Source organism: Tundrisphaera lichenicola (assembly GCF_051175385.1).
GTDB lineage: Bacteria > Planctomycetota > Planctomycetia > Isosphaerales > Isosphaeraceae > Tundrisphaera > Tundrisphaera lichenicola.
The window spans coordinates 2,134,499-2,153,621 of record NZ_CP195106.1; the positions used below are offsets into that span (position 1 = coordinate 2,134,499).

19 protein-coding genes are annotated in these 19,123 nt (G+C 65.4%); 14 read left to right on the forward strand and 5 right to left on the reverse strand.

Annotated features, from left to right (window positions below; genetic code table 11):
- The first annotated feature begins 50 nt into the window (after window positions 1-50).
- From P12x_RS08365 to P12x_RS08375, 3 genes are all read left to right on the forward strand, one after another.
- Window positions 51-317, forward strand: a complete 267-nt coding sequence (locus P12x_RS08365; RefSeq protein WP_435010406.1) for a hypothetical protein — start codon at window positions 51-53, stop codon at window positions 315-317.
- 148 nt (window positions 318-465) lie between these two features.
- Window positions 466-2,040, forward strand: coding sequence for an NAD(P)/FAD-dependent oxidoreductase (locus P12x_RS08370; protein ID WP_435010407.1), 1,575 nt, complete (start codon window positions 466-468; stop codon window positions 2,038-2,040).
- A gap of 100 nt (window positions 2,041-2,140) precedes the next feature.
- Window positions 2,141-2,917, forward strand: coding sequence for a DUF4190 domain-containing protein (locus P12x_RS08375; protein ID WP_435010408.1), 777 nt, complete (start codon window positions 2,141-2,143; stop codon window positions 2,915-2,917).
- 55 nt (window positions 2,918-2,972) lie between these two features.
- Here the strand turns inward: P12x_RS08375 and P12x_RS08380 are convergent, their stop codons facing one another.
- Window positions 2,973-4,307, reverse strand: coding sequence for a di-heme oxidoredictase family protein (locus P12x_RS08380; RefSeq protein WP_435010409.1), 1,335 nt, complete (start codon window positions 4,305-4,307; stop codon window positions 2,973-2,975).
- 266 nt (window positions 4,308-4,573) lie between these two features.
- Here P12x_RS08380 and P12x_RS08385 point away from each other — a divergent pair, with 266 nt between their 5' ends.
- The 5 genes from P12x_RS08385 to P12x_RS08405 all read left to right on the forward strand — a co-directional run bounded on the left by P12x_RS08385 (window position 4,574) and on the right by P12x_RS08405 (window position 9,031).
- Window positions 4,574-5,653, forward strand: a complete 1,080-nt coding sequence (locus tag P12x_RS08385; protein WP_435011654.1) for a YncE family protein — start codon at window positions 4,574-4,576, stop codon at window positions 5,651-5,653.
- Between the two features lie 98 nt (window positions 5,654-5,751).
- Window positions 5,752-6,327 carry a PepSY-like domain-containing protein gene (locus tag P12x_RS08390; RefSeq protein ID WP_435010410.1) on the forward strand — a complete coding sequence of 192 codons (576 nt, stop codon included), beginning with the start codon at window positions 5,752-5,754 and terminating at the stop codon, window positions 6,325-6,327.
- Window positions 6,328-6,411: 84 nt separating this feature from the next.
- Window positions 6,412-7,113, forward strand: a complete 702-nt coding sequence (locus P12x_RS08395) for a response regulator transcription factor (RefSeq protein WP_435010411.1) — start codon at window positions 6,412-6,414, stop codon at window positions 7,111-7,113.
- Complete coding sequence (locus P12x_RS08400) at window positions 7,110-8,567, forward strand: ATP-binding protein (protein ID WP_435010412.1); 1,458 nt, start codon at window positions 7,110-7,112, stop codon at window positions 8,565-8,567. The genes P12x_RS08395 and P12x_RS08400 overlap by 4 nt, the downstream gene beginning before the upstream one ends.
- 101 nt (window positions 8,568-8,668) lie before the next feature.
- Window positions 8,669-9,031 carry a response regulator gene (locus tag P12x_RS08405; protein ID WP_435010413.1) on the forward strand — a complete coding sequence of 121 codons (363 nt, stop codon included), beginning with the start codon at window positions 8,669-8,671 and terminating at the stop codon, window positions 9,029-9,031.
- A gap of 9 nt (window positions 9,032-9,040) precedes the next feature.
- Here the strand turns inward: P12x_RS08405 and P12x_RS08410 are convergent, their stop codons facing one another.
- From P12x_RS08410 to P12x_RS08420, 3 genes are all read right to left on the reverse strand, one after another.
- The gene (locus P12x_RS08410; protein ID WP_435010414.1) at window positions 9,041-10,069 is read right to left on the reverse strand and encodes a glycosyltransferase family 2 protein; all 1,029 of its coding nucleotides are present in this window, start codon (window positions 10,067-10,069) and stop codon (window positions 9,041-9,043) included.
- 68 nt (window positions 10,070-10,137) lie between these two features.
- Window positions 10,138-11,055 carry a sugar phosphate isomerase/epimerase family protein gene (locus tag P12x_RS08415; RefSeq protein WP_435010415.1) on the reverse strand — a complete coding sequence of 306 codons (918 nt, stop codon included), beginning with the start codon at window positions 11,053-11,055 and terminating at the stop codon, window positions 10,138-10,140.
- Complete coding sequence (locus P12x_RS08420) at window positions 11,052-11,504, reverse strand: hypothetical protein (RefSeq protein WP_435010416.1); 453 nt, start codon at window positions 11,502-11,504, stop codon at window positions 11,052-11,054. Before P12x_RS08420 ends, P12x_RS08415 begins: the two co-directional genes overlap by 4 nt.
- A 270-nt stretch (window positions 11,505-11,774) precedes the next feature.
- On the opposite strand from P12x_RS08420, the gene P12x_RS08425 reads away from it, so the two are divergent.
- The 6 genes from P12x_RS08425 (at window position 11,775) to P12x_RS08450 (ending at window position 18,315) form a co-directional block, all read left to right on the forward strand.
- Window positions 11,775-12,251: a DUF2760 domain-containing protein gene (locus tag P12x_RS08425; RefSeq protein ID WP_435010417.1), complete on the forward strand. Its 477-nt coding sequence runs from the start codon at window positions 11,775-11,777 to the stop codon at window positions 12,249-12,251.
- A gap of 28 nt (window positions 12,252-12,279) precedes the next feature.
- A complete protein-coding gene (locus tag P12x_RS08430; RefSeq protein ID WP_435010418.1) occupies window positions 12,280-14,091 on the forward strand; it encodes an Hsp70 family protein in 1,812 nt (603 codons plus the stop codon).
- 49 nt (window positions 14,092-14,140) lie between these two features.
- The gene (murQ, locus tag P12x_RS08435; protein WP_435010419.1) at window positions 14,141-15,058 is read left to right on the forward strand and encodes an N-acetylmuramic acid 6-phosphate etherase; all 918 of its coding nucleotides are present in this window, start codon (window positions 14,141-14,143) and stop codon (window positions 15,056-15,058) included.
- Window positions 15,055-15,993, forward strand: a complete 939-nt coding sequence (locus tag P12x_RS08440; RefSeq protein WP_435010420.1) for an N-acetylglucosamine kinase — start codon at window positions 15,055-15,057, stop codon at window positions 15,991-15,993. The genes murQ and P12x_RS08440 overlap by 4 nt, the downstream gene beginning before the upstream one ends.
- Window positions 15,994-15,998: 5 nt before the next feature.
- Window positions 15,999-17,189: an exo-beta-N-acetylmuramidase NamZ family protein gene (locus P12x_RS08445; protein ID WP_435010421.1), complete on the forward strand. Its 1,191-nt coding sequence runs from the start codon at window positions 15,999-16,001 to the stop codon at window positions 17,187-17,189.
- 103 nt (window positions 17,190-17,292) lie between these two features.
- Window positions 17,293-18,315: a CPBP family intramembrane glutamic endopeptidase gene (locus P12x_RS08450; protein ID WP_435010422.1), complete on the forward strand. Its 1,023-nt coding sequence runs from the start codon at window positions 17,293-17,295 to the stop codon at window positions 18,313-18,315.
- Here P12x_RS08450 and P12x_RS08455 read toward each other — a convergent pair whose 3' ends face one another.
- The gene (locus P12x_RS08455) at window positions 18,316-19,119 is read right to left on the reverse strand and encodes a DUF1223 domain-containing protein (RefSeq protein ID WP_435010423.1); all 804 of its coding nucleotides are present in this window, start codon (window positions 19,117-19,119) and stop codon (window positions 18,316-18,318) included.
- Window positions 19,120-19,123: the final 4 nt, after the last annotated feature.

Below are 19,123 nucleotides of genomic sequence, written 5' to 3' on the forward strand. Positions count from 1 at the left end.
ATATTCTTCTCGATGATCGGACCCGTTCTCGCGATGGAATCGATATCCCGATGATCCCCACGCCCCCCAAGCCCCGGTTCGATCCGGGCACCCGCGTCCGTGCCACCCAGTTCGTCCGAGTCGGGCATCGCGAGTGGACCACGCAGGTCGTCGGCCTGGTCGAGCGGGAGAGCGTCCGGCCGATCGGCGGGATGGAAATGGGCGGGAAGGGTCTCTTCTCCCGCCAGCAGACGATCCGCCTTCGCCGCGATGACGGCGAGATCATCGAGGTGGCGCTCGATGAGTGGACCCGGCTGGAAGCCTTGCCGGCCGTCTGAGCGCTCGACCCGCCCGCCGAGCTTGACCGGATCGGCCAAATATGCCACAACTCGCCGGCCCCTCGAACCGACATCAAGGATAGATGCGTCGTGGGTGCCAGTGCGACCGGCCGCCGGAGTGTGCCGCCATACGCCAGGGAGGGCCCGGATGGGCACCGATTCGCCTCAAGCTCGACCCGATCGCGTTCGCCCCGGCTTGCCCCCTCACCGATGGACCCGGGTCGAACAACCCGGCGAAATCGCCGTGGTGGCCTCGCATGACACGGTCATCGCGGGCGCGGGCCCCGCCGGGCTCACGGCCGCCTATGAGCTGACCCGGAATGGTGGCTCTTGCGTCGTCCTGGAAGCCGAAGCCCACCTCGTCGGGGGGATCAGCCGGACCGACCAGTACAAGGGCTACCGATTCGACATCGGGGGCCATCGCTTCTTCTCCAAGAGCGATGAGGTCAACCAACTCTGGCGCGAGATCCTGGGCGACCAGTTCGTGACCCGCCGACGCCTGAGCCGGATTTATTATAATCGCCGGTTCTTCCACTATCCGCTCAAGCCGCTGGACGCCTTCGCCAAGCTCGGGCCGATCCGCGCAGCGCGAATCATGACCAGCTACGCGATGGCCCGCCTCAAGCCGATCAGCCCCGAGCGGAGCTTCGAGGACTGGATCGTCAATCGATTCGGCCGGCTCCTCTTCGAGATGTTCTTCAAGACCTACACCGAGAAGGTCTGGGGAATGTCCACCAAGGAGATCTCGGCCGACTGGGCGGCCCAGCGAATCAAGGGGCTCGACCTGACCAAGACCGTCCTCAACGCCCTCTTCGGCGGAAGGGCCCGAGGCAAGGGCGAGGTCATCAAGACCTTGATCGATAGCTTCCAGTATCCCCGTCTCGGCCCCGGCCAGATGTGGGAGGCCGCTCGCGACAAGGTCCGGGCGGGAGGCAATGCCGTCCACCACGACCGCCGGGTCGCCCGGATCGAGCACGACGGATCGGCGGTCCAATCGTTCCTGACGATCGACTCGGCCCTCAAGACCACGCGCTATTACGGCAAGCATTTCCTATCCACCCTGCCGATCCGGGAACTGATCCGGGCCATGGACCCGCCCGCGCCCATCGAGGTGATCGAGGCGGCCGAGTCGCTCCGCTATCGCGACTTCTTGACCGTCGTCCTGATCCTGGACCGGCCCGAAACCTTCCCGGATAACTGGATCTACATCCACGAGCCCGACGTCCGCGTCGGCCGGATCCAGAACTTCAAGAACTGGTCCCCCGACCTCGTCCCCGACCAGTCCAAGAGTAGTCTCGGGCTGGAATACTTCTGCTTCGAAGGGGACGACCTCTGGAACAAGTCCGACGCCGACCTGATCGCGCTGGCACGTCGCGAGGTCGAGACGATGGGCCTGGCCCGATCCGCCGACGTGATCGACGGTTGCGTCGTCCGGATGCCCAAAGCCTACCCGGTCTACGATGATGCCTACCAGGACCACCTCCATGTGATTCGGGGCTGGCTGAAGAAACTGGGTAATCTCGAATTGGCCGGTCGGAACGGGATGCACAAGTACAACAACCAGGATCATTCGATGATGACCGCGCTGCTGGCCGCGCGAAACATCCTCGGTCTCGGGCAATTCGACACCTGGAAGGTCAACACCGACGCCCAGTACCACGAAGAAGCCGGCGATGCCGCCGAGGATGCCCGATCCGTCCCCAGGCGGGTCGGGGCCGCCTGAACAGGGCAGCGAAATCCGCCGCAAACTCCCGTAATATGTCGCGATCGCCGACGAACGACTCTCATCGTCCGTCGGCTCGCATCACATTCGGGACATTCGCATGAATCACGCCTATGACCAGGAATTCGAGGTCCCTCCGGAGAAGGCCCATTACACGGATCCCGGCGCGATCCCGCCGACCAGTTCTCTGGCCGTCGTCAGCCTGGTCTTCTCGATCCTCGGGGTGACCGCGCTCCCCTTCCTCGGCTCGATCGTCGGGATCGCCACGGGACATGCTTCGATGGGCCAGATCCGGGAATCGAAGGGCCTCATCGGGGGCCGATCGATGGCCAAAGCGGGCCTGATCCTGGGGTATGTTCCGATCATTCTGGTTCTCGTCGGGATAGCCATCGCGTCCATCTTCTGGACGACGACGAACTCCGTCTCGATTACCTCGGTCATCCACGAATCGAGTCGCGGGGCCAAGATGGTCAACGAGATGGATCGCGAGGATTACGACCTGGTCGAACAGTCGGAGATCCCGCTCGATGGCGAGAAGATCATCGCCTGCTACAACGCCGGTCGCTCCAACTCCGACCCAGAATTCGCCCTCCTGACGAACCGGTCGATCATCTATCTCAAGGAAGGGCGGGAAACGCGATTTGAGCTGACCGACGTGTCGGAAATCAAGAACGATGAGGCCTACGAGCAGGCTTATAATGGACTGGGCTCATTCCACACGCAGGATTTCGGGGTCTATCATATTGAGGTGATGGAAAAGGACGGCCCCCGGATGAGGATCAACATCGAACCTCAGATCGAGGGCGCAGCCTTCTTTGATGCCCTGGAAAAGGCCTGGAAAGCGGCGACTGAGCACGCCGAATCGGTCTCGCATTGAGTTCGGCCGGGGAGAGGAAGCCGGTGCTGGACCGGCTTCGCTCCCCTTCGGCGATTCATCGGGCCGAGGCGATCGTTCGCGAGGGCGGAAGGTCGGCGGGCTTGGCCTCGACCGGGGCCTTGAGCGTCTTGAGGAACGCGACGATCGCCGCCTTCTCGTCACCGGGGAGCGACCTGTAAAGGTCGAGGACCGCCTGGGCATCGCCGTGGTGACGGGCAATCGCGGCCTCCAGGGTTGCCGAGCCGCCGTCGTGGAAGTAAGGGGCCGAATCGGCCACGCCCCAGAGAGGCGGGGTCTTCCACTCCTCGGGGAGCGGGAAAGCGTGGGGCAACGGGACTTCCGGCGTCGAGACGGTCTGATATCCCGATCCGCGATTCTCGAGATCGTCCAGCCGGTGGAGCAGGAAGTCGCTGTAGACCCCCTCGACTCCGCTCATCTCGGGGGTGTGGCATGAGGCACACCCAACCTTCGCGAACGAGGCCTCCCCTCCCTTCGCAATCCGGGACTCCGTCGGGTCCGAGGGCTCGATCAAGGTCGGGCGGGGGAGCGTGTCGACGAACGCGACGAGCTGGCGGAACTGGGTCCTGTCTAGGTCGGCCTCCATGTCCGGATAGTCGTGGCCGATCGGTCGGGCCTGTTCCATCCGGGGGTTCCCCAGCCCGATCTCGTTGGCGCACGCGGCGGCGACGAACTCTTCGAGCGTGGCGAACTGCGCCTTCCAGCCGAACTTGCCGACCCGGCCATCGGCCAGGACTCGCGGTCGACCCGGCATGACTCCGCCGAACTCGCCGGTCAGCTCCTGGCCGATCTTGGCGACCGACTTCCTCAGGCCGTGCTGATAGATCGTCTTGCCCGAGATCCGGTCGACCCAGCCCGCGCCGAAGAGGGCGGTGGAATTGACGCTCTCGGTCCGGATCGGGTCGAAGTCGTGGATCAGGACCTGGCAATTCCCCTCCAACTTCACGCAACCGGGGATGATCGGATACATCGTCCGGAGCGTGCCGAGCTTCTCCGTGAACTTGTTCTCGACCGCGAAGGCGTGGATCAGGCCCCCCTTCAGCAGGGGCCGCTCCCGGGTGGGCATCAGCTCGAACGAGACGACGTTGTGCTGGTTATTGCCGCCCCCGCCGACGCCGCCCTGGAAGTGGCAGGCCACGCACGACCGGCCATTGAAGACAGGTCCGAGACCGTCCCCCTTCGCGATCGGGTCGTGGGGCGTCCACTCGTGCTCGAACAGCTCCATCCCCTTCGCCTTCTCTTCGGCGCTCGCCCGGGGAGCCCACAAGACCGGAAGCCCGGGAGTCGCCGCCCAGGCCATCCCGGCCGCGATCAACGTCGTGAGGCCGAATCCTACCCTTCGTCGCAACCGACTCAAATCGTTGCCGACCATCTCGATCCCTCCCCAGGTCCGAGCCCGAACCGTCCGGCCATCAAGCAAGCCTGCCCGACGCAACCCGACGTTCTCGGACAAGTGTAAACGAGACATCTCCCGGACGCAAGGGCCTACTCGACAAATGTCGGACACGATCCGATCGGGGGTGGAGCGTTGTCGGGGGCCATGGGTTGGGATAGGTTCGATCGAGGTCGCGAGGCATCGAGAATCGAGGAAGGAGAATTGCCGTGATCGAGCTTGCCGGGTTGATCCGTCGGGTCTGGGTGGCCCTTTTCGTGCTCGTCGTATCGACATCGATCCTGGAGGCGGGGGATGGTCGGAGGCTCTACGTCGCCGAGCCGGGCATCCGTGACTATCTGGAGTATGGCGGGCACGGACTGCTGGTCTTCGACATCGACCACGGGCACAAGCTCATCGAGCGGATCCCGACGGCGGGCCTCCGGGCCGATGGCCACCCCGACAACGTCAAAGGGGTCTGTGCCAGCGAGGAGACCGGCCGGATCTACGTGGTCACGACCCAGACGATGACGTGCCTCGACCTGGTGACCCGCAAGATCCTCTGGGAGCGTTCGTACGAGGGGGGGTGTGACCGGATGGCGATCGCTCCCGATGGCAAGACGATCTACGTCCCTTCGTTCGAGAAGGATCACTGGAACGTCGTGGAAGCCCTCGACGGCTCGGTCCTGGCGAAGATCACCCCGAAGTCGGGATCGCACAACACGGTCTACGGGCTCGACGGTTCGCACGTCTACCTGGCCGGGCTGAGGTCGCCGATGCTGACGGTGGCCGACACCTCGAAGCACGAGACCGGGCGCGAGGTCGGCCCGTTCTCGGCCCCGATCCGCCCGTTCACGGTGAATGGTCGGCAGACGCTCTGCTTCGTGAACGTGAACGGGCTCCTGGGTTTCGAGGTCGGCGACCTGGCCAGCGGACGGAAACTCCACCGGGTCGAGGTCGAGGGGTATGAAGCCGGGCCGGTCAAGCGGCATGGCTGCCCGAGCCACGGGATCGGCCTGACCCCGGACGAGAAGGAACTCTGGGTCGTCGACGGGCACAACAAGAAAATCCACATCTTCGACGCGACCGTGATGCCTCCGAAGCAGTTGGCCAGCCTCCCGGTCCGCGACGAGCCGGGCTGGGTCACGTTCACCCTGGACGGGCAGTATGCCTACCCCTCCACCGGCGAGGTGATCGACGTGAAGACCCGGGAAATCGTGGCCACCCTGTCCGACGAGAAGGGCAACCCCGTGATGAGCGAAAAGATGGTCGAGATCGACTTCGAGGGGGGCCGGCCCGTCCGAGCCGGGGATCAGTTCGGGCTGGGGCGGGTCACGGGACCGTGACTTGATAAGGGGGAACTTATCCCGGCCTCATCGCCAGCTCATGGTCGGGTGCTACAGTCCCGTTCGTGCTTCACCCCCCTCTCCAGAAGGAAATCGTCATGCGAACGATCCGAATTCTCACCCCGATAGTATTGGCGGGCCTCCTCGGCGAGGCCCGTGCCGACGACAAGATCAAGGTCGAGGATCTACCCAAGGCCGTCGCCAAGGCGGTTAAAAAGGCCTATCCCGAGGCCAAGATTGTCGGGGCCTCGAAGGAGGAAGAAGACGGAGAGACGATCTTCGAGGTCGAGATGATGCTCGACGGCAAGTCGATCGACATCCTCCTCGATGAAGAAGGGGAGATCGAGGAAACCGAGAAGGAGATCGAGGTCGAGGACCTTCCCCGGGCCGTCCTGAAGGTCGCCAAATCGAAGTTCCCGGGAGCGAAAATCAACAAGGTCGAGGAAGTCACCGACGAGGACGACACCGTCGTCTACGAGCTGGTCTTCGAAGTCAAAGGGAAGAAACCATTCGAGGTCGTCATGGCCCCGAACGGCAAAATCCTCGATGATGACGACGAAGACGATGACGACGAAGCCGGGAAGAAGGATAAAGACAACGACGAGGAGAAGGGTAAGGTCGGGAAGAAGAAGGATAAAGACGACAACGACGAGAAAGAGAAGCCTGAGGGATAATCGAACACCCGGCCGATCCACCTGACTATCGGGTAGAACCATCGAGAACGCTGCTCGTCCGGGAAGCCCTCGACGGGAAAATTCATGGGTATTCGAATCCTGGTGGTCGAAGACGAGGCCGAGATTGCCGACTTCCTGGTGCGGGGACTCCGCGAGGAAGGGTTCACGGTCGAGCATGCCCCCGACGGAGAGTCGGCCGACCACCAGCTCTCGACCGCCGACTGGGACCTGGTCCTTCTGGACTGGTCGATCCCCGAGCCGAGCGGCCTGACGGTCCTTCGCCGGCTCCGAGCCTCGGGTGCCGATGTCCCGGTGCTTTTCCTGACCGCCCGGGACGCCGTGAGCGACCGGGTCCGGGGCCTCGATGCCGGGGCCGACGATTATCTCGGAAAGCCGTTTGCCTTCGAAGAGCTCCTGGCCAGGGTCCGGGCCCTGGTCCGTCGCCCTCGGAATGGATCGGGGACGGTCATGACCTTCGGCGACGTCCGGGTCGACCTGACCACCCACAGGGCCGAGCGGGCCGGGAGCCCCCTCGACCTGACCGCCAAGGAGCAATCCCTCCTGGTCTTCTTCCTCCGCCACCCCAACGAGGTCCTCTCCCGGACCCGGATTTACGAACACGTCTGGGATGAGAGGTATGACGGGACCTCGAATACCCTGGAAGTCCACGTCATGGAGTTGAGGCGCAAACTCGAAGCCCGAGGGCCCCGGATCATCCAGACCCTCCGAGGGCGAGGTTATCTCTTCGGCGAGCCGACGGTCGGGCCGGAATCGGGGACGTCATGACGCTCGTCTCGCGACTCTCGGCGGCATTCTTGGGGGCCGTGGGCCTGATCCTGGTCGGATTCTCGACCGCGCTCTACCTGCTGGCCTCGGTCCAGCTCCATCGATCGGTCGACAATCAGCTCGAAGCCACCCTGGCCACCATCACCACCCTGGTCGAGGTGGAGCCCGGCGGCCTGGAGTGGGAATCGCACGACCGTCGGGTAATCCACGGGCAGGACTCCGGGAGCGATCAGGTCCGATGGGCCGCGTTCGATCATCGAGGTCGGTTTCTGGATCGATCTCCGAACCTCAGGGAGTCCGACCCGCTGGATCGGCCGGGTTCGAGGAGGATCGACGCCCGGGGAAGACCGTGGCGAGTCGTCAGCCGCCGGCTGGAATCGTCGAAACCTCCGGCATCGAACGAGGACCCCGGTCACCTCCCGGCCATCGTCCTGGTGGCGGGGCTCCGGCTCGATCCGGTCGAGTCGACCTTACGCAACCTGGCCCTGACGCTGCTCGGCCTCTCGGCGGGGGTCTGGGCTTGCACCGCCCTGGTGGGCCGCCGCCTCTGCCGGAGGGCGCTGGCCCCGCTCACCAGGATGGCCGGGGCGTCGCGCGAACTCGGGGCCGATGACCCCTCGATTCGACTTCCCGTCAGCCCGACCGGCGATGAGCTGGAAGACCTGGCCCACGCCTTCAACGGGCTGCTCGACCGGCGACACGAGGCCCTCGAACGCCAGCGACGATTCACCGGGGACGCCTCGCACCAACTCCGGACGCCCTTGACTGCGGTGATCGGCCAGCTCGACGTGGCGCTCCGTCGAGAACGTTCCGTCGATGAATATCGACGAGTTCTGACGCTGGTCCGCGATCAGTCGGACCACCTCCGGCGGATCGTGGAGGCCCTCCTGTTCCTCTCCCGAGCCGATGCCGAGGCCGGATCGCCGGCTCTCGACAGGTTCGATCTCGCCCCCTGGGTTGCCGAGCAGCTCGATCGTCGATGCGCAATGGGATGCCCCGACCGACCCGACTTCGAGCAGCCGACCGATGGCCCCTACCCCATCCGGGCCCATCCCGAACTCCTGGCTCAGGTCCTGGATAATCTCCTGGACAATGCCCGTGAGCATGGCCGATCCCATTCCCCCGCCCAGGTCCGGATCTGGCGCGACTCAGGCTTCATCGCCCTCTCGGTGGAGGATCGGGGGCCGGGGATCGCTCCCGAGGATCTCCCGAGGATCTTCGAGCATTTTTACCGGGCGACCTCGCCGAAACGAAATGGCACGGCGGGGTTCGGGCTCGGGCTGTCGGTGGCACAGAGGATCGCCCGAGCCTCCGGCGGCACTCTGGTCGCCGAAAGCCCAGCGGGACTGGGGAGCCGATTTATCCTCCGAATTCCCGAAGCTCGCTGTCCCGATCCGGATCCCTGGGAATTCGCCCATAAACCGCACGATGCATGTAAACAGGAGAGTCAATAGACTTTTTGGTTCCAACCGGCGAAATCTAACTGGTTCGGCGCGGGGCTTGCACTGCTGGTCCAGAAGACGTATCAAGAAACTCTGCCGGGAGGCCCCCCATCATGGACCGTCCACGACTCCTGGTCGTCGATGACGATGAATCGACCAGGCATGCCCTCAAGATTCTCTTCAGTCGTCGAGGCTGGGAGGTAATCGTCGCCTCGACGGTAGCCGAGGGCTTAACCGGCCTCGCCCGCAGGCCCCGGCTCATCATCCTGGATCTGAACCTGCCCGACGGCGGCGGCGAGACCATCTTGCGAGAAGTCCGCCTCCACCATCCGGGCATCATGGTCGCGATCTGTTCCGCCTCGGTGGATCAGGACCAGTTGGCCGAAGTCCGAAAACTAGTCCCCGAGCTGATGCTTTGCAAGCCGATTGATTTCACGCCCATCGAGCGGTTAAGCAGGATGGCTATAGCGGGCTAGTGGCCGCGGCTACTCCTTCGCCGGCCCGGGAGGGGGCGTCGGCCGACGGACCTCGCCCAGCAGATAAGTCGTCTTGGACTGCGACTCGTAATAGGTCCGCATGATCATCTCGGCCAGGACCCCCATCAAGATGGCCTGGACCCCACCCAGGAAGAACATCACAGCCAGCAGGGGCAAGGGCGTCTCGACGAAGGTCTTCGGGTCGAATCCCGTGAATGAATTGTGCAGGTATTTGAAGTAAAGCATGCCCGCGAAACTGAGGAAGCTCAGCAGGATCGAGATGAGCCCGATCCGACCGAACAGATGGATCGGACGCTGGGCGTATCGCTGGAAGAAGCGGATCAATATCAGGTCGAGCACGACGTTGAAGGTCCGGCCCAGGCCGTACTTGGTCTTGCCGGCGGTCCTCGCCCGGTGGTTGACCTCCAGTTCGACGACCTTGGCTCCTTGCCAGGAGGCGAAGATCGGGATGAACCGGTGCATCTCTCCGTAGAGCCGGACCCCTTCGAGGACTCGCCGACGATAGGCCTTCATGGTGCAGCCGAAATCGTGGAGCTCGACCCGGGAAATCCTCGCGACGAGGCGATTGGCGATCTTCGATGGGATCTTGCGGGTGAGCAGGGTATCGTGCCGCTTCCTCCGCCAGCCCGAGACGACGTCGTATCCTTCTTCGAGCTTGCTCAGGAGGCGAGGAATGTCGGCCGGGTCGTTCTGCCGATCGCCGTCCATCGGGATGAGGATCGAGCCTCGGGAGAGGTCCAGGGCCGCCGAGAGGGCGGCGGTCTGCCCGCAATTCCGCCGGAGACAGGCCACCCGGACGTGGTCGGGGTCGGAATCCTGGATCTCGGCAAGTCGCCCGGCGGTCCCGTCCACCGATCCATCATCGACGAAAATCACCTCGTACCTCGGGCCGAGATCGCGGAGGACCTCGTCGAGTTCCCGGTGGAGCTCGACGACGTTCCCGGCCTCGTTGTAGACGGGGATCAGGATCGAGAGAACGGGGGCGGGCGATTCGGCCTCGCCGGTCGGGGTCGGCATCCGTCTTCGTCTCTTGAGGTGGGGAGGACGCGGGCTCTCACGCTCGGCAATGGCGATCCAACGAGACCTCAGCCGGAGAGATACTGGATCAGGTGTCGATGGCTGATGATCAGAGACTCCTTCCGACGCTCGATCGAGCCCTCGAAGGCCCGGTCCTCGACCTCGACGGCGACGTGACCCTCGTAGCCGACCTCGGCCAGGGCGCCCAGGAACGCCCCCCATCGGAGGTCTCCCAGGCCGGGCAACTTGGGCGTGTGCCAGAGTTTGGGATAAGACAGGACCCCATGATCGTCGAGCGCCCGGCGGTCGATCCTCGCGTCCTTGGCGTGGACGTGGACCAGGCGATCGCGGAACTCGAACAAGGGGGCGATCGGGTCGATCTGCTGCCAGATGAAGTGCGACGGGTCGTAGTTCAGGCCGAAGCTCGGGCTCGGGATGTCCTGGAACATCTTGCGCCAGATGGCCGGGGTGGTCGCCAGGTTCTTGCCGCCGGGCCACTCGTCGGCGGTGAAGAGCATCGGGCAATTCTCGATCCCGATCCGGACCCCTCGGTCCTCGGCATGCTGGACGATCGGGCGCCAGACTTCGAGGAACCGGGGCCAGTTCGCTTCGACCGAGAGCGAGGGATCGCGGCCGACGAACGAATTCACGACGCCGATCCCGAGCACGGCCGCCGCATCGATGACCTTGAGGAGATGACCGGCCGCCAGGTCGGACTCGGCTCGATCCGAGGAGAGGGGGTTCGGGTAATAACCCAACCCCGAGATCTGCACGCCGTGTTTCTCGATCAGGCCCTGGACATGACCGATCGCAGCCTGATCCAGCGCCAGGACGTCCAGGTGCGTCACGCCCGAGTAGCGTCGCTCGGCCTTGCCCGGAGGCCAGCACATGACCTCCAGGCTCGAATAGCCGGCCTCGGCGGCGAATTCGAATACCTGATCCAGCGATAATTCCGGCAAGACGGCCGTGACAAATCCAAGTTTCATGAATCCAATCCTCCGACCGGGGCCGGAACCGGCAAAGGTCGAGTTTTTCGGGAGCCCACCGTCGCCCCCAAGAACGACATGAGGGGAATCGTCGAAAGGCTCGCCGCCCAGAACCACGTGGGATGCGGGAGACTGGCCAGGTTCGCCCAGGCGGCGAACAGGAACAAGGTCCCGACCACCAGGCCGTGGTTCCTTTTCGGCTCGTGGGCTAATCGAGCGGTCAGCCACGAGCCCGCGAACGTCCCCAGATCCCAGGCGAGCAAGACCATCAACATCGCGCCCGTCGGGATCACCTTCAGGTAAGCCACGATGGTCTCGGGCCGGGCCGGGTCGAGCCCGTCGGGTCGCGGATAGATCAAGAGTCCCAGCGACTCGATCGCCTTGATATGGAAGAACGCGGCGAAGCAGCCAGCCAGCACGGCCATTACGCTGCGCACGAACCAGGGCATGACGACGATCCTTCCAGGGGGGTCCCAACCGATGGGGACCGAGCAATTCCCGTTCTCCGAATTTTCCCGATCTCATTATGCCACGCAAGGGTCCGATTGGCACGGCCCTCGCCGGTCGAAGATCGACTCGCGATCTCGCGATCCTGTCCGATCGGCCGTGACTCGTTCCCAAGGCCCCGTCGGCAAGTTACACTAGGATTGATGCCGGGAGCAGAGCTGATCGAGTTGGATCGGCAAACTGGCTCATTCTGGTGACTGGGGAGATTGACGTTGAATCGTTTCCTTCTGGGTTGCCAGGCGCTCTGGAAGATCTGGACCGACCCGCTTTTCGCCAGTCGGGCGGAGGGTTTGTTCCAGAAGGCCCCGACCGGGCCGGACCTCCGGGTCCTGGCGGTCCTCCAGCGGGACGGCCGGTTGGTCGATTTCCTCCAAGAAGACATCGACCCCTACACGGATGCCCAGATCGGGGCCGCCGTCCGTGATATTCACCGAGGTTGCCGCAAGGCGCTCCGGGATTACGTGACCGTCACGCCGATCCTGCCGGGTGAGGAGGAGTCGGAGGTCACGATCGCCCCGGACTTCGACCCCGCGTCGATCCGCCTGACGGGGAACGTCCAGGGCTCGCCTCCGTTCCGGGGCGTCCTGAAGCATCACGGCTGGCGGGTCGAGGAGGTCCACCTCCCCGCGCTCCCGGGAGCCCGGGACGATTCGTCGGTCCTGGCCCCCGCCGAGGTTGAGATCCGCTGAAGTCCTCGGACCCGCGAGGTGACCGCCCATGTCCCGCTTTGTCGTCGGCATCGACCTGGGAACGACCAACTCCTCGCTGGCCTATGCCGAGCCCGGGGAGGATCCCGAGGCTCCTCCGCAGATCAAGTCGATGCCGATCCCTCAGGTGGTCGGTACCGGCGACGTGGGGGATCGGCCGGTGCTCCCCTCCTTCCTCTACCTTCCTTCGGCGAAGGAGTTCGCGAGCGGGGCGTTGGGGCTTCCCTGGAGTTCCTCCGAGGACCGGGTCGTGGGGACTTTCGCGCGCGACCACGGGGCGAAGGTCCCGGGTCGGCTGGTCAGCTCGGCCAAGAGCTGGCTCTCGCATGCCGGGGTCGACCGGAAAGGGGCGATCCTCCCCTGGGCGGGCGCCGAGGATGTGACCCGGATCTCTCCCCTCGACGCCTCGACGGCCTACCTGACCCACCTCCGGGACGCCTGGAATCACTCGATTGCGAGCAAGGCCGCCGACCGCCTGGAGAACCAGGACGTTTATCTGACCGTCCCGGCCTCGTTCGACGCCGCGGCCCGAGAACTGACAGTCGAGGCCGCCCGGGCCGCCGGGCTCCAGAACGTCACGCTCCTGGAGGAGCCCCAGGCCGCGTTCTATGCCTGGATCGCGGCCCAGGGGGACCAGTGGCGGAAGCGGGTCAAGGTCGGCGATCTCCTCCTGGTCTGCGACGTCGGCGGAGGGACGACCGACTTCACCCTGATCGCCGTGACCGACCAGGGGGGCGACCTGGCCCTGACCCGCCTGGCCGTCGGGGAGCATATCCTCCTCGGTGGCGACAACATGGACTTGGCCCTGGCCCACGCCGTCGGGGCCACCCTGCCCAACGGGATGGACGGGCTCGACCCGGTCCAGCGGGTGGCCCTCGGCCATGCCTGTCGGGCCGCCAAGGAGACCCTGTTCGCCAATCCGGGGAAGTCATCGGCCCCGGTGGCCGTCCTCGGCCGGGGCTCGAAGGTGATCGGAGGCTCGATCAAGACCGAGTTGACGAGAGAGACGCTCCATTCGGCCCTCCTCGATGGCTTCTTCCCCCCCTGCGCACCGACCGACGCCCCCAACCGTGGCCGGAGGGTCGGCCTCACCGAGATCGGCCTGCCCTATGCCTCCGACCCGGCCATCACTCGCCACCTGGCCCGGTTCCTGGGTCGTCAGGCCGGTTCGCTCCACACCGAAGGATCCTCGGTGAGGCCTTCGGCCGTGCTCTTCAACGGCGGTGTCTTCAAGGCCGACGAGCTGCGGAATCGCGTGGTCCAGGTCCTCTCCGACTGGGGGGGAAGCCCGGTCCCGAGTTTGGAGACCGAGGATCTCGATCTCGCCGTGGCCCTGGGCGCGGCCTATTACGGCCTGGTCCGTCGAGGCCAGGGGATCCGGATTCGGGGGGGAGTCCCCCGGGCCTATTACGTGGGGGTCGAGACCTCCGCCCCCGCCGTCCCGGGCGTCCGCCCGCCGATCAAGGCCCTCTGCGTGGTCAAGATGGGGATGGAGGAAGGGACCGAGGCCGACGTCCCCGGCCCCGAGTTCGGATTGGTGGTCGGGGAGCCCGCCGAGTTCCGGTTCCTGGGTTCGACCACCCGTCGCGAGGACGCCCCCGGCGCGATCCTCGATCGTTGGTTGCCCGAAGACCTCCAGGAACTCGCCCCGCTGGAAACCGCCCTCGTCACCGAGGACGGGGCCGAGGAAGGTGACACCGTCCCGGTCCGACTGCACGCCCACGTCACCGAGGTCGGTACCCTGGAACTCTGGTGCAACAGCACGAGGGACGACCGCCGATGGAAGCTGGAATACAACGTCCGCGAAGGGTCCGAGGGATGAGCCCTCGCCGATTCGCGATGACTCCCCGAGGCCCTGGATCGTTACGGGTATGCCGCTCGAAGACCACCTGCTGACCGAAGCCATCAACCCGGATTCGAAGGCCCTGGACCGACTCTCGGCCGCCGAGATCGTGGCCTTGATGAATGCCGAGGACTCGATCGCGGTCGAGGCCGTCCGCGCCGAATCGGCCGCGATCGCCCGGGCGATCGACGAGGTTGCCGAGCGTTTCCGTCGGGGCGGGCGATTGATTTATGTGGGAGCCGGGACCTCGGGGCGTCTGGGGGTTCTCGACGCCTCGGAATGCCCGCCCACGTTCGGATCGGAACCGTCGATGGTCGTCGGCCTGATCGCGGGCGGGGCGACCGCCCTGACCACGGCGGTCGAAGGGGCCGAGGACGATCGAGAGCGCGGCCGTGAAGAAATCCGCCTGGCCAACGTGGGGCCGGTGGACCTGGTTGTCGGGATCGCGACCTCGGGCCGAACTCCCTATGTCCTGGGAGCGGTCGAGGAGGCGAAGGCCCTCGGGGCGTTCACCGTGAGCCTGGCCTGCAACCGGCCGAGTCTGCTCGGGGGACTGGTCGATTTGGAGATCGCCCCGCTGGTCGGGCCCGAGGTCCTGGCCGGGTCGACCCGGCTCAAGGGGGGGACGGCGACCAAGCTGGTCCTGAACATGCTGACCACCGGCGCGATGGTCCGGATCGGGAAGACTCTGGGAAACCGGATGGTCGACCTCCGGCCCACCAACGAGAAGCTCCGGCTCCGATCCCGGAGAATCCTCCGGGAACTGGCCGGGGTCGGAGACGATGAGGCCGCCGACCTCCTTTCGCGATCGTCGGGTATCTTGAAGCGTGCCTTGGTGGCCGCGATGGCGGGGGTAGAACCCGACCGGGCGGCCGAACTGCTGGAGCGGAACGCGGGGCTGGTCCGCGACGCGGTCCGGGAAGCGACGGGGGAGATCTCCGAATGAGCGGGCCTCGATTGCTCGGGGTGGATGGTGGTGGGACTTCGACGACGGCCTGGCTGGCCGATGCCGAGGGTCGGGTCCTGGGCCGGGGCAAGGCCGGACCGTCGAATATCAAGGCGATCGGCGACGAGGCGGCCCGAGACGGCCTGGACCGCTCGATCAAGCTAGCCTTCGAAGATGCCGGGCTCGAAATCGGCCCGGTCGAAATCTCCTGCCTGGGCCTGGCGGGATTCGACCGTCCCGAGGATCGCCGGTGGCTCGACGATTGGGCAAGCGGTTCGAGCTGGGCGCGTCGGCTCGTCCTGGTGAATGACGGGGCGTTGGTGGTCGCGGCAGGGACACCCGAAGGTTGGGGAGTCGGCGTAATCGCCGGGACCGGCTCGATCGCGGTGGGCCGGGCGTCCGACGGCCGGACCGATCGGGCGGGCGGTTGGGGGCCGATGATCGGCGACGAGGGGAGTGGATACGCCGTGGCCCTGGCGGGACTTCGCCGGGTGGCCCAGCGGGCCGATGGCCGGGCGGCCACCCCCGCCAACGGAGACCCCCTGGCGGCCCGGCTCTGCCGAGGGCTGGGGATCGGAGGGACCGAAGAGCTGGTCTCGGCGGTCTACCGGGAGGGGGTCGACCGGACCAAGGTGGCGGCCCTGGCCCCGATAGTGGTCGAGACCCTCGCCGAAGATCCCTCGATCTTCACCGACATCCTCGAACCGGCCGGCGTCGAACTGGCCCGGACCGTCCGAGCGGTGGCCGTCAAGTTGGGGATCGCCTCGGGACCGCTCCCGCTGGCGATGGCAGGCAGCTTCCTCTTGAATAGCAAGCCGGTCTCGCGAGTCCTGATCCACCGGCTGATCGAGCAGGGATACGAGGTCCTGGCGACTCCCGTGCCGGACCCCGTCGAAGGGGCGCTGGTCCTGGCCCGGCAGGCCCTCCTATTATGAAGCCCATGATTCCTCGCGTGGAAACCGGCCTGGACCGCTGGGTCGGGGAGGGATTCGCGGCGCTCCGGGGACTCCGGGTGGGGCTGATCGCCAACCCGACCTCGGGCGACCACCGACTCCGCCACGCCGTTGATCTCCTGCGGGATGCCCCCGAAGTCACGCTGGCGGCCCTCTTCGGCCCCGAGCACGGGATCAGGGCCGAGGCCCAGGACATGATCGGCGTCGCATCCGGCGTCGACTCGCGGGCGGGCATCCCGGTCCATACGCTCTATGGCCCGACGGTCGAAAGCCTGACGCCGACCCCGGAACAACTGGAAGGTTTGGACGCCCTGATCTTCGACGTTCAGGACGTCGGGAGTCGCTACTATACGTTTGCCGCGACGATGCTCTACGCGATGACGGCGGCCTCCCGGGCTGGGATCAGGTTCTTCGTCCTGGATCGGCCCAACCCGATTGGCGGGCTGGCGATCGAAGGGCCGACCGTCCGGCTCGGTTTCGAGAGTTTCGTCGGAGTCCACCCGACTCCGATCCGTCACGGGATGACGGTCGGCGAACTGGCCCTGATGTTCCGCGAGGAATTGTCGATCGACATCGACCTCTCGGTCATCGCTTGCCGGGGGTGGTCACGAGGGATGCTCTGGGGCGAGACGGGGCTGCCCTGGGTCTTGCCTTCCCCCAACATGCCGACCCCGGACACCGCCCTGGTCTACCCCGGCGGATGCCTGGTGGAAGGGACCAATCTCTCGGAAGGACGCGGGACGACCCGGCCGTTCGAGCTCTGGGGTGCCCCCTGGATCGACCCCGACCCGCTCGCCCGACCGGCCCCTTGGACCTCCGGGGTCCTCTTGCGGCCTTGCTCCTTCCGGCCGACCTTCCACAAGCACTCGGGCCAGACCTGCTTCGGCGTCCAGCCCCATGTCACCGATCCTTCGAGCTTTGCGCCCGTCTGGTTCTACACCGCGATGCTGGCCGGGGTCCGTCGCCAGGATCCAGTTCGTTTCGACTGGCGACGCGAGCCCTACGAGTTCGTGAGCGATCCGATCGCCATCGACTTGCTCTTCGGCTCGGACCGGGAACGGCAATTGATCGAGTCGAATCCGGGTCTCGATGAACTGGAAGATCTCCGGAAACTCTGGTCGGTCGAGGAGTCGGATTTTCGCGAAAGACGCGGGCCGTTCTTGCTCTATCCCGCCTGACCGTAAGACTCGACAGGGCAATTCGGCTGGACGTTTTCCGCGAGATCGTCGATATCAAGCAGGTGTAGGATGCTTGCGGACCCGGGTCGAGGAGCTATCAGGGATGGATTCCGCCTCGATCATGCATGCCCCGGGGATCCTGACACCCGATCGCGAGAGGATCCGACCGGCCCTGGAACTGGTCTCGGTGGTCGGGCTCCTGGAGCTGGAACTCTGGTATCTCCGACTCAGGGCACCCGCTTGGTTGAACGCCTTGACCTTCCTGGTGATCGTCGCCATCGTCCTGTTGTCGCAGGATCGTCGGCGGAAGCAGGGACAGGTGACATACCGCGACGCCCTGGGGCCGATCTGGTCCTGGGTGGCCGGCCTGGCGGCCTGCGTCGTCCTTTCGGGCCTCCTCGTGATCGGCGCGAAGATGGTGGGCGACTCGAACGAAACATTCGAGTTCGTCTTCCTCGACAAGCCGCCGCTCAAGCTGGCGAACTGGCTCCTGGGGAAATTCGGTGCCGCGTTGGCCCAGCAACTGGCGCTCCAGATGTTCCTCTGGCCGGTCTGCTTCGAGCTGACGCGGAGTCGTCGAGTCGGGGCGGTCCTCGCGGCCTCGATCTTCGGCCTGATCCACCTGCCGAGCTTGACCCTGGTCGCCATCACGATGCTCGGGGGGATCGTCTGGATCTCGCTCTTTCAAAAGAGCGGACGCCTCGGACCGCTGATCCTATGTCACATGATCCTGGCCACCCTGGCCCACGGAAGCCTGCCCGAGCGGCTCACTTATGACATGAGGGTCGGGATCTCGGCCACCGCCGACATGAAGCGATTCGAGTACCTGAATGACCCCAAGGCCCGGGTGGTCAACCGGAGGCTCAAGGACAACCGGGCCGAACTCCTCCGGTTGACCTCCACCGAGTATTACGAGGCTCAGGGTGGCAACATGGCCGGGTTCATTCGAGGGCTGATCCGGGATACGCTGGGGCGGAAGGCCAGCCCCGAGGATCTGGCCTTCTGGCTCAAACGCGAAGTCAAGCACCCTCGCCAGACCCTCCCCAAGATTTTCCTCGCGAGCGACGAGGCCGCCCAGCTCCGGGAGTCGAGACAACTCGCGGCCTCCCGGGTCGCCCACCACTGATCATCGGGTCGTGAGCTTACTCTCGGCGGCCCAGGGGATCGACTCCGCCTGGTAGACCTTGCCGTCATCCCAATCCTGGATGAAGGCGGCGACCCGGACTTTGGAGGGCACGGAGTCGCTCCCAAGTTTGAGCGGGAAGGTGAACGACTTCGATTCCTTCGAGTCGAACTTCAGCTTCTGGAAGGCGAACGATCGGACCGCGAAGTGTTCGACGAGCGTCTTCCCCTCATTCTCCCCCGAGGGGATATTGGTCGAGACAGGCCCCTCGGTGACCGTGACGCCGACCATCAGGTCGCGGCCCGCGATCGAGGAGACGAGAGGGGCGACGTCTACGTTCAATGATCGATCCGAACCGGTCCCAGAGAGCTTCATCTCGATCGAGGCGCCGGGCTTCTCCGCCAGGGCCTTCCGGAGCGAGGAGAGGGCCAGGGGGCGATTCGATCCGAGCATGGGGTATCGACCGTCGACCATCATCATCGGGGTGAAATAGAGGTCTTTCCGCTTCTTCACCGAATTATAAGCCCATTGCCGCTGGCTGTATTCCTTCTTCGAGAACGGGTCGGCCCAGGGCTCGTTGAAGTAATCCACGTGGAAGCCCACCGGGACGATCCGGTCGGCACCGAAGCCTTGCCTGGCCAGCTCTCCCAGGAATTCGTTGGCGGGCGGGCAGGAGTTGCACCCCTGCGAGGTGTAGAGCTCGACCAGGACCTTCTTGCGGACCTTGGTGGAGGTCGAGCTGTCCTGGGCCTGCGCCAGGGCGGAGGCCGCCATGATCGCGATCATCCCGGCGATGCGGATCATCATCGTG

Coding starts and splice junctions, on each gene's coding strand:
- P12x_RS08365 (WP_435010406.1), top strand. CDS start 51: ATGATCCCCACGCCCCCCAAGCCCCGGTTCGATCCGGGCACCCGCGTC.
- P12x_RS08370 (WP_435010407.1), top strand. CDS start 466: ATGGGCACCGATTCGCCTCAAGCTCGACCCGATCGCGTTCGCCCCGGC.
- P12x_RS08375 (WP_435010408.1), top strand. CDS start 2,141: ATGAATCACGCCTATGACCAGGAATTCGAGGTCCCTCCGGAGAAGGCC.
- P12x_RS08380 (WP_435010409.1), bottom strand. CDS start 4,307: ATGGTCGGCAACGATTTGAGTCGGTTGCGACGAAGGGTAGGATTCGGC.
- P12x_RS08390 (WP_435010410.1), top strand. CDS start 5,752: ATGCGAACGATCCGAATTCTCACCCCGATAGTATTGGCGGGCCTCCTC.
- P12x_RS08395 (WP_435010411.1), top strand. CDS start 6,412: ATGGGTATTCGAATCCTGGTGGTCGAAGACGAGGCCGAGATTGCCGAC.
- P12x_RS08400 (WP_435010412.1), top strand. CDS start 7,110: ATGACGCTCGTCTCGCGACTCTCGGCGGCATTCTTGGGGGCCGTGGGC.
- P12x_RS08405 (WP_435010413.1), top strand. CDS start 8,669: ATGGACCGTCCACGACTCCTGGTCGTCGATGACGATGAATCGACCAGG.
- P12x_RS08410 (WP_435010414.1), bottom strand. CDS start 10,069: ATGCCGACCCCGACCGGCGAGGCCGAATCGCCCGCCCCCGTTCTCTCG.
- P12x_RS08415 (WP_435010415.1), bottom strand. CDS start 11,055: ATGAAACTTGGATTTGTCACGGCCGTCTTGCCGGAATTATCGCTGGAT.
- P12x_RS08420 (WP_435010416.1), bottom strand. CDS start 11,504: ATGCCCTGGTTCGTGCGCAGCGTAATGGCCGTGCTGGCTGGCTGCTTC.
- P12x_RS08430 (WP_435010418.1), top strand. CDS start 12,280: ATGTCCCGCTTTGTCGTCGGCATCGACCTGGGAACGACCAACTCCTCG.
- murQ (WP_435010419.1), top strand. CDS start 14,141: ATGCCGCTCGAAGACCACCTGCTGACCGAAGCCATCAACCCGGATTCG.
- P12x_RS08440 (WP_435010420.1), top strand. CDS start 15,055: ATGAGCGGGCCTCGATTGCTCGGGGTGGATGGTGGTGGGACTTCGACG.
- P12x_RS08445 (WP_435010421.1), top strand. CDS start 15,999: ATGATTCCTCGCGTGGAAACCGGCCTGGACCGCTGGGTCGGGGAGGGA.
- P12x_RS08450 (WP_435010422.1), top strand. CDS start 17,293: ATGGATTCCGCCTCGATCATGCATGCCCCGGGGATCCTGACACCCGAT.
- P12x_RS08455 (WP_435010423.1), bottom strand. CDS start 19,119: ATGATGATCCGCATCGCCGGGATGATCGCGATCATGGCGGCCTCCGCC.